At 55.1% G+C, this 12,219-nt stretch carries 12 protein-coding genes; all 12 read left to right on the top strand.

The annotated features are described in order from the left end of the window. Nucleotides 1-109 precede the first annotated feature (109 nt). The gene (gene spoIIP / locus AC0YNU_RS28305) at nucleotides 110-1,444 is read left to right on the top strand and encodes a stage II sporulation protein P (protein WP_475762581.1); all 1,335 of its coding nucleotides are present in this window, start codon (nucleotides 110-112) and stop codon (nucleotides 1,442-1,444) included. 31 nt (nucleotides 1,445-1,475) lie between these two features. Then, nucleotides 1,476-1,898 (top strand): hypothetical protein, encoded by a 423-nt coding sequence (locus tag AC0YNU_RS28300; protein ID WP_475762579.1) that lies wholly within the window; start codon nucleotides 1,476-1,478, stop codon nucleotides 1,896-1,898. 65 nt (nucleotides 1,899-1,963) lie between these two features. After that, nucleotides 1,964-3,781 (top strand): translation elongation factor 4, encoded by a 1,818-nt coding sequence (gene lepA / locus AC0YNU_RS28295; RefSeq protein ID WP_475762577.1) that lies wholly within the window; start codon nucleotides 1,964-1,966, stop codon nucleotides 3,779-3,781. 282 nt (nucleotides 3,782-4,063) lie between these two features. Next, entirely contained in the window at nucleotides 4,064-5,221 is a 1,158-nt protein-coding gene (gene hemW, locus AC0YNU_RS28290) for a radical SAM family heme chaperone HemW (protein ID WP_475762575.1), read from the top strand. Between the two features lie 126 nt (nucleotides 5,222-5,347). Next, complete coding sequence (locus AC0YNU_RS28285; RefSeq protein WP_475762573.1) at nucleotides 5,348-5,824, top strand: N-acetyltransferase; 477 nt, start codon at nucleotides 5,348-5,350, stop codon at nucleotides 5,822-5,824. 311 nt (nucleotides 5,825-6,135) lie between these two features. Beyond that, on the top strand, nucleotides 6,136-7,161 hold the full coding sequence (gene hrcA / locus AC0YNU_RS28280; RefSeq protein ID WP_475762571.1) for a heat-inducible transcriptional repressor HrcA: 1,026 nt from the start codon (nucleotides 6,136-6,138) through the stop codon (nucleotides 7,159-7,161). Between the two features lie 189 nt (nucleotides 7,162-7,350). Further along, the gene (gene grpE, locus AC0YNU_RS28275) at nucleotides 7,351-7,920 is read left to right on the top strand and encodes a nucleotide exchange factor GrpE (RefSeq protein ID WP_475762821.1); all 570 of its coding nucleotides are present in this window, start codon (nucleotides 7,351-7,353) and stop codon (nucleotides 7,918-7,920) included. A gap of 51 nt (nucleotides 7,921-7,971) precedes the next feature. After that, nucleotides 7,972-9,810: a molecular chaperone DnaK gene (gene dnaK, locus AC0YNU_RS28270; protein ID WP_475762569.1), complete on the top strand. Its 1,839-nt coding sequence runs from the start codon at nucleotides 7,972-7,974 to the stop codon at nucleotides 9,808-9,810. A 256-nt stretch (nucleotides 9,811-10,066) separates the two neighbouring features. After that, nucleotides 10,067-11,197 carry a molecular chaperone DnaJ gene (gene dnaJ / locus AC0YNU_RS28265; RefSeq protein ID WP_475762567.1) on the top strand — a complete coding sequence of 377 codons (1,131 nt, stop codon included), beginning with the start codon at nucleotides 10,067-10,069 and terminating at the stop codon, nucleotides 11,195-11,197. Between the two features lie 98 nt (nucleotides 11,198-11,295). Beyond that, the gene (locus tag AC0YNU_RS28260; RefSeq protein WP_475762565.1) at nucleotides 11,296-11,472 is read left to right on the top strand and encodes a YfhD family protein; all 177 of its coding nucleotides are present in this window, start codon (nucleotides 11,296-11,298) and stop codon (nucleotides 11,470-11,472) included. 13 nt (nucleotides 11,473-11,485) lie between these two features. Beyond that, the gene (locus tag AC0YNU_RS28255) at nucleotides 11,486-11,677 is read left to right on the top strand and encodes a hypothetical protein (protein ID WP_475762563.1); all 192 of its coding nucleotides are present in this window, start codon (nucleotides 11,486-11,488) and stop codon (nucleotides 11,675-11,677) included. Between the two features lie 204 nt (nucleotides 11,678-11,881). After that, nucleotides 11,882-12,219 (top strand): hypothetical protein (locus tag AC0YNU_RS28250; RefSeq protein ID WP_475762561.1); only part of this gene is annotated, 338 nt, incomplete at its 3' end.

The raw sequence follows: 12,219 nt of genomic DNA, 5'->3' as shown, positions 1-12,219 counted from the left end.
TAGCGTCTACTAAACTTTCGGTTCTAGCAAACGACTCGTCTTCATATGATGGAATCAGGCCTGGCACAGGCGAACAATTCCATTATGGGAACCGGGAGGAACAGCGCAAATGAAACGAATCATAATGACGCTCAACATCGGCAAAAGCAGCCTGCGGCTCAGGCAGCTGCTCGTTGCCGGCCGCACCTTTGCCCTGCTGTCATTAGGATCGATGGTCCTTGTCCTCGTCGTCGGAATCGGCATGATCGTGCAGAGGCAAGCTTCAACTTCGCCCGTGTCGTCCATGAAAGGCTTTGCCGCCTCGGTGTCCAACGGCTTGTTCGCGGACATGCTCGCCATGGAAATACCCGGAACGGCCAAGGCGGACGTCAAGCCTTCTATATCCGGTCATCAGATCGGCAGTTTTCTCGTTCGTCTGTTGACGGACATTAATCCCGACGATCCCAAAAGCCTGCTTGCCAGCCAGTACCCCGGACTCGAAGGGGATAAGACGACGCTGCTGCAGGGCGGGACGGGCACGGATGCCTCGGTCCAGCCCGAGGATCACGAATCGATTCCGGGCAGCGGAGACGAAGGCACGGACGCCCCTGACGGTCTGTCGGATGCCGACCGGCCTGATCACGATCCCGGTAATACGAGCTCCGTGAACAAAGGCGATGCAGATGCGCCCGATCCTTCGGACAGCCCTGGCGACACGGGCAATACGGGAAATACAGGCACGAACGGCGATTCGGGAAGCACGGACGGAGATAACCCTGTCCCTTCCAATCCGGCCAAGCCGACGACAAACGGACGGAACGTCGTGTTCATCTATCACTCGCACGCGAGGGAGTCGTGGTTCCCGGAGATCAGCAACAAGAAAACGCCGGAATCGTCCACCAAGAACATCACGCTGGTCGGCAAGCGCCTGGCGGATCAATTGGAGAAGCTCGGCATCGGAGCGGCGCATTCTTCGACGGATTACCCGACCGCGATTAAAAACTATAACTGGAACCTATCCTATAAATATTCGAAACAAACGGTACTGTCGGCGCTGAAGGCCAACAAGGACTTGAAATTCTTCTTCGATATCCACCGGGATTCGCAAGGGCACAAAGAGACGACCGTGACGATCAACGGACAGCAATACGCGCAAATTTTTCTGATTATCGGCCACGCGAATCCGAACTGGGAGGAGAACGAAGCGTTCGCCAGCCAAATCCACGACGCGCTCGAGAAGAAATATCCGGGTCTCTCCAGGGGAATCTGGGCCAAAACGACGGCCAGCGGGAACGGGGAATACAATCAATCCCTTGCACCGGACAGCGTGCTTATCGAAGTCGGCGGCGTCGAGAGCACGCTGGCGGAATCGTACCGCACGATCGACGCGCTCGCGAAGGTCGTCTCGGATATTTACTGGAAAGACGAGAAAGTGACGGCACCACTAAATAAATCGACGAAGTAAGGCGGTTCCAATCAAAAAAGGGGGAACAAATATGCGGCGTCAAACATGGAAAAACGCATTCGTCGGCGGAGCGGTCGCGCTGATTGTCTTGTTCGGCATCGATATCGCGACAAGCGGAATAGAACGCATCAATGGACCTGTAGACGGAGCAGGGGGGAATGGCGATGCGGCAATCGCGACGCGGCAAGTCGAGCGGCTGCCGGAGAACGAAATCGCGACAACGCAGCAGCTGACGGTCTCGGACGCGCAGCATGGCCGCACGGAGGAAGAGATCCGCCGCGAATACGAGCGCAAGCTGGAGGAAGAGCTGGCCAAACGTCTGCCCGGACTGCCTGATATGCAAAGCCAATCGACCGTTAATCAGGTCGCGGACGGCACGGCCGGAGCGCTGCAATCGATCTCGTCGAAAGGAATCCGCTTGGTCGTCTCGTTTTTTGAACGGGTCACGGATTGATGCTCTTAGCCCGAACTGGTATAATACAATGATGATTAGTAATTAGGTGCCTCTGGGGGTTAAGCATGACGGACGTACGAGAAAGACAAACGCGAATTAGAAACTTCTCCATCATTGCCCATATCGATCATGGGAAATCAACGCTGGCCGACCGGATTCTTGAGTTTACCGGCGCGCTTTCATCTCGGGAAATGCAGGAGCAAGTGCTTGATCAAATGGACTTGGAACGCGAACGCGGCATCACCATAAAGCTGCAAGCCGTTCGTCTGGGCTATAAAGCCGACAACGGCGAGGAATATATTTTGAATCTCATCGATACGCCGGGACACGTCGACTTTACGTACGAGGTTTCGCGCAGTCTTGCGGCATGCGAAGGCGCGCTGCTCGTCGTCGACGCGGCGCAGGGCATCGAGGCGCAGACGCTGGCCAACGTTTACTTGGCGCTGGACAACAATCTAGAGATTATCCCGGTGCTGAACAAAATCGATCTTCCGAGCGCAGAGCCGGAGCGGGTCAAGCAGGAGATCGAGGATGTAATCGGTCTTGACGCCAGCGAGGCCGTACATGCCTCCGCCAAAGCCGGCATCGGCATCAAGGAAATCCTGGAGCAGGTGGTAACGAAGGTTCCGCCTCCTACGGGCGATCCGGACCAGCCGCTCAAAGCGCTTATTTTCGACTCGCATTACGATCCGTACAAAGGGGTTATCGTCTACGTCCGCGTCATTGACGGCCACATCAAGGCAGGCAAGAAGATTCGCTTCATGGCGACAGGCGCGGAGTTCGAAGTTATCGAAGTCGGGGCTTTCATGCCGCGCATGGGTATCGTCGACGAGCTTGCCGTCGGAGACGTAGGTTTCGTCGTTGCGGGAATCAAGAACGTGAAGGATACGCGCGTCGGGGACACGGTTACGGATGCGAAGAAGCCTGCGCTTGAAGCACTGCCGGGTTACCGCAAGATCAACCCGATGGTCTTCTGCGGCTTGTACCCGATCGAAACGCAGGATTACAACGATCTGCGCGATGCGCTGGAGAAGCTGGAGCTTAACGATGCTTCGCTTCGCTACGAGGCGGAATCCTCGACGGCGCTCGGCTTCGGCTACCGCTGCGGCTTCCTCGGCCTGCTGCACATGGAGATTATTCAAGAGCGGATCGAGCGCGAATTCAATATTCCGCTCATTACGACTGCACCGAGCGTTATTTACCACGTCACGCTGACGAACGGCGATGTCCTTCGAATCGACAATCCTTCCAATTATCCGGAAGTCGGCAAAATCGAATACGTCGAAGAACCGTTCGTAAAGGCGGCCATCATCGTGCCGAACGACTACGTCGGCGCCATCATGGAGCTGTGCCAGAACAAACGCGGCGAATTCGTGAACATGGAGTACTTGGATACGAACCGCGTCACGATTACGTACGACATGCCGTTGTCCGAGATCGTCTACGATTTCTTCGATCAGCTGAAGTCCAGCACGAAAGGCTACGCTTCGTTCGACTATGAACTGTCGGGCTACCGTCAGTCGAAGCTGGTCAAAATGGACATCATGCTCAACAACGAGCAGGTTGATGCCTTGTCCGTTATCGTTCACCGCGACCGCGCCTACCACCGCGGAAAGATTATTTGCGAGAAGCTGAAAGAGCTGATCCCGCGCCAAATGTTCGAAGTGCCGATTCAGGCGTCCATCGGCCATAAGGTTATCGCGCGCGAGACGGTTAAAGCGATGCGCAAGAACGTTCTTGCCAAGTGCTACGGCGGCGACATCAGCCGGAAACGGAAGCTGCTGGACAAGCAGAAGGAAGGCAAGAAGCGTATGAAACAGGTCGGCAGCGTCGAGGTGCCGCAGGAAGCGTTCATGGCGGTATTGAAGATCGACGAGGATTAAGCATCGTTGAAGGGCTGGCCTGCGGCCGGTAAGGGATTACGCTCGCTGTTGTAGTCAGGAATTTAGGAACAACTTTATAAGGTGAATTTCTGACTACAAAGGCGATCACTTCGTTGCTTCATCTCCTTACCGGCCTCCGGCCCACCTCAACGCAGCCTTTTTAAGGGAGCAAACGCGCTTCCTTTTTTTATTTCAGGAAGCTGCGAGCGGTAGGGGAAATGATTTAATGAATAATGATCCGCTGCGCGTGGGTCATTATAAGCAAGCTTGGAGGTAATCGGCATGTTAACCCACGCGCCTAGGGCGCTTTATATTCATATTCCTTTCTGCACGAACAAGTGCTTTTACTGCGACTTCACGTCTTATGTCCTGAAGGGCCAGCCCGTTGACGCTTATCTGGATGCGCTGGAGCTCGAAATGGCGCGGACGGTCGAGGCTTTGCCTCCGGAGGAGGAGATTCGGACCGTATTCGTCGGGGGCGGTACGCCGACGGTGCTGAATCCGACGCAGATGGAGCGATTTCTGACTTCCGTTAAGCGGCATTTTCCAATTCACCCGGATGCGGAGTTTACGATGGAAGCCAATCCGGGCACGACGGACCTGGAGAAACTGCAGGCGATGCGAGCGGGAGGCGTCAACCGGATCAGCATGGGCGTGCAGTCGTTCGATAACGGACTGCTGGAACGCATCGGCCGAATTCATAACGTCGACGACGTGTACCGCAGCATCGAGAACGCAAGAATAGCGGGCGTTCATAACCTGTCTATCGATCTGATGTTCGGGCTGCCGGGACAGACGGTCGAGCAGCTGTCGGACAGCGTCTCCAAGGCGCTTGCGCTGGAGCTGCCGCATTATTCGCTGTACGGGCTCAAAGTCGAGGAGAACACGCTGTTCCATGCGCTGTACGAGCGTAACGAGCTGCCGCTGCCTCCGGAAGAAGACGAGCTGGCGATGTATATGCTCTTGATCGACAGGTTGACGGGCTCTGGCTACGATCACTACGAGATCAGCAACTTTGCCAAACCGGGCTTTGAAAGCCGGCATAACATCACGTATTGGCGCAACGAGCCGTATTACGGCCTTGGAGCGGGAGCGCATGGTTATGCGCGCGGCGAGCGTCATGTCAACATCAAGGGCATCCAGCCGTTTCTGGATGCCGCGGCGACGCGCCTTCCCCGGCTGGAGACGAACGCCGTCTCGGAAGAGGAAGCCATGGAGGACTTCATGATGGTCGGGCTTCGTTTGCTGCGCGGCGTGCGCGGCGGTGATTTCGCCTCACAATTCCCGGGCCGCACGATCGAAGGCGTATTCGGCGAACCGCTGCAGCGTCTGCTGAAGCAGGGGCTGCTCGAGAACGTGGAAGGACAAGGCGGGGGCTACCGGCTGTCGAAGCAGGGCATTCCGCTTGGCAACGAAGTTTTTGGCGCGTTCATCAGCTGAAAAACAAGTGCATGCGCGATGAATCTTTCTCTTAAATTATTCTTGTGTAGAAATGCATGGTGTTGTATATTTATTCGTATTGATAAAGGAAACGGATCGAATTCGAGAAGGGTGGAGGCGAGCGCGATGGAGGCGAAGACGATGGAAGCGGTATGCAGAAGAGCGACCGAGAGCGATATCGAAGTTTTGGCTGATTTGATTGCCGGTTATGCAGAGAAAGGGATCATGCTGCCCCGATCGCGCGAAACGCTGAAGCGCCAAATCGATACTTTCGTCGTCGCCGAGGTCGGACCCGAAGTCGTGGGCTGCGGATCGCTGACGCGTCTCGGAACCGATCTTGTGGAGATTCGCTCGCTCGGCATATCGAACGGCTACAAAGGACTGGGCATCGGCAGCAAGCTGGTGGACCAGCTCATCCACGAAGCGAAGGAACAGCATATTCCGAAGATCATGGCGTTAACCTACGAGGTGCGTTTCTTCGAGAAGAACGGTTTCGTCGTCGTGAACAAAGAGATTTTTCCCGAGAAGGTTTGGACGGATTGCGTCAATTGTCCGAAGCAGCATGCCTGCGATGAGATCGCGGTGCTTAAAATGTTGAACTAATCCGATCCTATAGCGTTCCTCCTACAGATCACGATCTTATTGGGCCATGAGCAGCCAATAAGTCGTGGTCTTTGTTTTTATTTGAAGTCGACGGTTATAGGTTATCGGGATGGGTCACTGCTGAACTGACCTCGGTAATTTAAATGAAAACCGTACAAAAATGCTGAATCGACTTGACAATCGGCGAGCCGTTTTGGTATTTTTGTAGTAATGATTAGCACTCAACGCTATCGAGTGCTAACGACGATGAGAGGCACGACGACGGGACGCTCGAAGGGCGGTCCGATCTTTACGAATATGGAGGGACTGCGATGTTAACTGATCGGCAGCGAATGATTTTGAATGTCATCATCGACGATTATATCCGCTCGGCGGAGCCTATTGGTTCACGCAGCATTTCGAAGCGCAGCGACGTCAGCTTCAGTCCGGCGACGATCCGCAACGAAATGGCTGATCTGGAGGAGCTTGGCTTCCTGGAGCAGCCCCATACTTCGGCAGGACGCATCCCTTCGATCAAGGGCTACCGTTATTACGTCGACCATCTCGTCAAGCTAGGCGAAGTGAATGAACAAGAAAAGCAGTTTGTGCGTTCTTTCTTTACCGAGAAAATGAATCAAATGGAGCAAATCATCCAGCATGCGGCCATGATTCTGTCGAACATGACGAATTATACGAGCATCGTGCTCGGGCCGGAGACGTTTACGACGTCGCTGAAGCATTTTCAACTGGTGCCGCTGAGCCAGGACACGGCCGTGGCGATCATCGTCACGAACACGGGTCATGTCGAGAACCGAACCATCTCCCTTCCGGAAGATATGACGATGGAAGAGATGCAGCAAGCGGTGAACATTTTGAATGCCAAGCTGGTCGGCGTTCCGCTTGTTCGCCTTAAATCGAAATTGCATTCGGAAGTCGGGCAAGAGCTTGGGCGTTATGCCGATCAGTTCGAGCGGCTGCTCGGCATCCTGGACCAAACGCTGGAGAGCGAGGGCGACCACCGCGTCTTCATGAGCGGAACGACGAACATGCTCACGCAGCCAGAATTCAAGGATGTCGACAAAGTAAAGACGCTGCTCGACCTGCTGGAAGAAACACCCACGATCATGCAGATGTTTAATGCGCTGCCAAGCGGTATTCAAGTCCGCATCGGAACAGAGAATACGCATGAAGCCATTAATACGTGCAGTCTTATTACGGCTACTTATTCCGTGGAAGGCAAGTCGCTGGGAACGATCGGTATTCTTGGGCCGACCAGGATGGATTATGGTAAAGTGATCAGCCTGCTGGACATTTTGTCCAAAGATATGGCTGTTTTGCTCGGACGCTGGTACAAATGATAACGCCAGCGCAAACCAATCAGAGTTTGTCTGAATGCTGCGCTGCCTAACGCCAGCGCAAACCAATCAGAGTATGTCTGAATGCTGCGCTGCCTAACGCCAGCGCAAACCAATCAGAGTTTGTCTGAATGCTGCGCTGCCTAACGCCAGCGCAAACCAATCAGAGTAGGAGGTGTCGATCGAGTGTCTGTGAATGAACAACATACGGATGAGGAACATAAGCAAGAGATGGACGGTACGGTCGAGGATCAGGAAACGGCCGCCGAGGAATTTACACCCGAGGTTGACATAACCGAGGGCGCTGAGGAAGAGGGCCGCATCGCCGAGCTGACGAAGCTTGCCGACGAGAACCAGCAGCGCTACTTGCGCGCTCAGGCCGATTTCGATAACTTTCGCCGCCGCACGATGAAAGAACGCGAAGAACTCGCGCAATACGCTTCGATGAAACTGCTCGGTCAGCTGCTGCCGGTCGTCGATAACTTCGGCCGCGCGATCGAAGCCGCCAAAGCTGGCGGCGACGGAGAGTCGTTCTCCAAAGGCGTGGATATGATATTCCGCCAGCTGGAGGGCGTGCTGGATGCCGAAGGCTTGAAGCCGATGGATGTCGTCGGTCAACCGTTTAATCCTGAATTCCACCAAGCGATCATGCAGGTGGATTCCGACGAGTACGAAGAAGGCATCGTCGTGGAGGAAGTCCAGAAGGGCTTCATGCTAAAAGATAAAGTGCTGCGTCCCGCCATGGTTAAAGTGAGCGGTTAACGAACAGCTGCCTATATACCACTTTTTCAAATTTAAGGAGGATTTCTACTTATGAGTAAAGTAATCGGTATCGACCTTGGAACAACCAACTCTTGCGTAGCAGTAATGGAGGGCGGCGAAGCCGTCGTCATCCCGAATCCGGAAGGCAATCGTACAACCCCGTCCGTCGTCGGCTTCAAGAAAGACGGCGAGCGCATCGTCGGCGAGTCCGCGAAACGCCAAGCCATCACGAACCCGGACCGTACGATCAGCTCGATCAAACGTCACATGGGCACGAACCACAAAGAAGTTATTGACGGCAAAGACTTCTCGCCGCAAGAAATTTCCGCCATCATTTTGCAAAAGCTGAAATCCGATGCCGAAGCTTACCTGGGCCAAACGGTCACGCAAGCGGTCATCACGGTTCCTGCTTACTTTAACGACAGCCAGCGCCAAGCGACGAAGGATGCCGGTAAAATCGCAGGTCTGGAAGTGCTTCGTATCGTCAACGAGCCTACGGCTGCCGCGCTGGCATACGGACTCGAGAAATCCGAAGACCAAACGATTCTCGTCTATGACCTTGGCGGCGGTACGTTCGACGTATCGATCCTCGAGTTGGGCGACGGCTTCTTCGAAGTTAAAGCAACGAGCGGCGACAACAAGCTCGGCGGCGACGACTTCGACCAAGTGATCATCGATTACCTCGTATCCGAGTTCAAGAAAGAACAAGGCGTAGACCTTTCCAAAGATAAAGCAGCCGTTCAACGTCTGAAGGACGCTGCCGAGAAAGCGAAGAAAGAACTATCCGGCGTCCTGACGTCGACGATATCCCTGCCGTTCATCACGATGGCAGACGGCGTACCGCAGCATTTGGAGCTGAGCCTGACGCGCGCCAAATTCGAAGAGCTGTCCGCAGGTCTCGTGGAACGCACGCTGGGCCCGACTCGTCAAGCGCTGAACGACTCCGGTATCGCTCCGAGCCAAATCGACAAGGTCGTTCTGGTCGGCGGTTCCACGCGGATTCCGGCGGTACAGGACGCAGTCAAGAAGCTAATCGGCAAAGATCCGCACAAAGGCGTTAACCCGGATGAAGTGGTTGCCCTCGGCGCGGCCGTTCAAGCCGGCGTATTGACAGGCGATGTCAAAGACGTCGTATTGCTCGACGTAACGCCATTGTCGCTCGGTATCGAAACGGCAGGCGGCGTATTCACCAAAATGATCGACCGCAACACGACGATCCCTACGAGCAAATCGCAGGTATACTCGACGTACGCGGACAATCAGCCGAGCGTAGAAATTCACGTCCTGCAAGGCGAGCGTCAAATGGCTGCCGGCAACAAAACGCTGGGCCGCTTCACGCTGGGTGACATTCCATTGGCACCGCGCGGCGTACCGCAAATCGAAGTGACGTTCGATATCGACGCGAACGGTATCGTTAACGTGTCCGCCCTGGATAAAGGGACTGGCAAGAGCCAAAAAATTACGATTACGTCCTCCGGCGGCTTGTCGGATGAGGAAATCGATCGTATGATGAAAGATGCCGAGCTGAACGCGGAAGACGACCGCAAGCGCCGCGAGCTGGTCGAAGCGAAGAACAGCGCGGACCAACTGGTCTATTCCGTCGACAAGACGATCAAGGATCTCGGCGACAAAGTAGATGCCGGCGAAATCGCGAAAGCGAACGAAGCCAAAGAAAAAGTGACTGCAGCGCTCGCAACCGACGACGTGGAGCAAATCAACACGGCGGCGCAGGAGCTGACGGAAATCATTCAACAGCTTTCCGTGAAGCTGTATGAGCAGGCGCAAGCGGCAGGCGGCGCCGATGGCGCTGGTCCTGAAGCCGGCGGCCCGCAAGGCGGCAAGGACAACGTTGTCGATGCCGACTATGAAGTCGTCGACGACAAGAAATAAGCTAAGGTAAGTTATAATTCAGTCAAGAAATAAGAATGACAGCTATAAGTTTGGTCAGGTAAGCTTTGCGTAAACGGTGTGCCGTCCTTTGTATGGGACGGCGCAGCCGTTTTTCGTATGAATACAGGCAAATTATCGGTTTTGATTATTTTGACGCAATGCCATGGGATGAGACTCACCCGGAAACGGGCGGCATGGACCGTTTCATCTCGCTCAAGAGAGAAACGTGCGGAAACAGGAGACGGGGTGACGGATTTTGGCTAATAAGCGGGATTATTACGAAGTGCTCGGCGTTGGGAAAAGCGCGGGCGAGGACGAAATCAAGAAGGCGTACCGGAAGCTGGCTCGCCAGTACCATCCGGACGTGAACAAGGAAGCGGATGCGGAATCCAAGTTCAAGGAAGTCAAGGAAGCATATGACGTGCTTAGCGATGACGGCAAGCGCTCGACGTACGATCAGTACGGGCATGTCGACCCGAATCAAGGCTTCGGCGGCGGAGGCGGCGCGGACTTCAACGGCGGCTTCGGCGATATTTTCGATATGTTCTTCGGCGGCGGAGGCGGACGGCGCGATCCGAACGCGCCGCAGCGCGGCAATGACCTGCAATATACGATGACGATCGAGTTCAAGGAAGCCGTGTTCGGCAAAGAAACCGAGATTACGATTCCTCGGACCGAAAACTGCGACACCTGCGTCGGCACGGGCGCCAAGCCGGGCACGAAGCCGGAAACCTGCTCCGTCTGCCGCGGTACCGGTCAGCAAGAGGTCGTTCAAAACACGCCGTTCGGCCGTATGGTCAACCGGCGTGCATGTTCGAACTGCAGCGGCACGGGCAAAGTCATCAAAGAAAAATGCACGACCTGCCATGGCGCGGGCAAAGTGAAACGAAACCGCAAAATCAACGTGAAAATTCCTGCCGGCGTCGACGAAGGCGCTCAAATCCGCCTGACCGGCGAAGGCGAGAGCGGAACGCGCGGCGGCCCGTCCGGCGACCTGTATATCGTCATCCGGGTGAAGCCGCATGACTTCTTCGAACGGGAGAACGACGACATCTACTGCGAAGTGCCGCTCACGTTCGCGCAGGCCGCGCTTGGCGACGAGATCGAAATTCCGACGTTGAACGAGAAGGTGAAGCTGAAGATTCCGGCGGGCACCCAGACGGGTACGTATTTCCGCTTGAAAGGCAAAGGCGTACCGCGTCTGCGCGGCTATGGCCAGGGCGATCAGCATGTGAAAGTGACGGTCGTGACGCCGACCAACCTGAACGACGAACAGAAGGAGCTGCTGCGGCAGCTGGCCGGCGGCAACGGCGGCATGAGCGAAGTGCAGCATGAGCATCACGAATCGATTTTCGATAAGATGAAGAAGGCATTCCGCGGCGAATAGGCAGCTTCAAGGTACCAAAGCTTCAGGGATAAGTTTCGGATCATTGGCCGATGCTAACCTTCGTGTTTATTTCATTCCAGACACGAAGGAGAATGACGATGAGCGAAAACCTGGAGAAACAAAATTTCGGCAACCTGCCGATCGGCAAAAACGAAGACGTGGAGTTTTCGGAGGAGCAGGCCGACAACTCGGACCTTATCGCGATGAAGCGCGCGGAAGAGGCGGACGCCAGGGCGCAGTCCAACGCTTCGCAGCAAGCTCAGCGCTTGCTGTAGGAAGATTCCGGCCGTGACGAAGATTCATGCGACGTTTCAGGACGGGGATCGTGCCAGGGAAGCGCAGCATAAGCTGCAATTTCTGCGCGTCGATCACATCGATGAAGGAATGGACGGCGCTTCCTGGTCCGCGACGATCAGCGAGGAGCTGGTCGAGCGCGCGATTCGCCTCGTCCGCCAAACTGGCGGAACAGTGGAGCTGTAACGCGAAGGCAAGAGAAGAAGCTGGATTGTTCGGGCGAGCATGACTCGGTCGGATGATCCGGCTTTTTGTCGTTCTTCCGGATATTTACAATTCATTCATGTGGCCCGAACAATAAAATTATAATCCTGTGCTAAGCTTCCATATGGAATTACTAGAATATGAGTATTGATTATCGGGGTTGTCATACCACTCTAGGAGGAACATATGAAGAAGCAGACGAAGCACACGGCGAAGAAGTGGCTGGCCGGCATGTCGGCGGCAGCGGTAACACTCAGCATGTTCGCGGCAAGTCCACTAGACCAGAGAACGGCTAATGCGGACCCTGTTGTCGATCCGCAGGCAGTCATTAAGCAGCTGGAGAGCGAAGCGTGGCAGGCAAGATTGTTCCAACTGGACGACAAGATTCTCATCGGAAATTCGGTCATCAACGTACCGGCAAGCCAAACGACGCAAGCGATCAAGGTCGGCGATCCGATGTACTTGGGCGGCTTCTCGGGGCTAACGCACGTGGACGGGGACCCGGCGAATGTGTTCTACACGCA

This window comes from Paenibacillus sp. J31P316 (assembly GCF_056269105.1).
The sequence above is the reverse complement of the archived record's forward strand: the minus strand, read 5'-3'. Positions and strand labels throughout refer to the sequence as shown.

Coding starts and splice junctions, on each gene's coding strand:
- spoIIP (WP_475762581.1), top strand. CDS start 110: ATGAAACGAATCATAATGACGCTCAACATCGGCAAAAGCAGCCTGCGG.
- AC0YNU_RS28300 (WP_475762579.1), top strand. CDS start 1,476: ATGCGGCGTCAAACATGGAAAAACGCATTCGTCGGCGGAGCGGTCGCG.
- lepA (WP_475762577.1), top strand. CDS start 1,964: ATGACGGACGTACGAGAAAGACAAACGCGAATTAGAAACTTCTCCATC.
- hemW (WP_475762575.1), top strand. CDS start 4,064: ATGTTAACCCACGCGCCTAGGGCGCTTTATATTCATATTCCTTTCTGC.
- AC0YNU_RS28285 (WP_475762573.1), top strand. CDS start 5,348: ATGGAGGCGAAGACGATGGAAGCGGTATGCAGAAGAGCGACCGAGAGC.
- hrcA (WP_475762571.1), top strand. CDS start 6,136: ATGTTAACTGATCGGCAGCGAATGATTTTGAATGTCATCATCGACGAT.
- dnaK (WP_475762569.1), top strand. CDS start 7,972: ATGAGTAAAGTAATCGGTATCGACCTTGGAACAACCAACTCTTGCGTA.
- AC0YNU_RS28260 (WP_475762565.1), top strand. CDS start 11,296: ATGAGCGAAAACCTGGAGAAACAAAATTTCGGCAACCTGCCGATCGGC.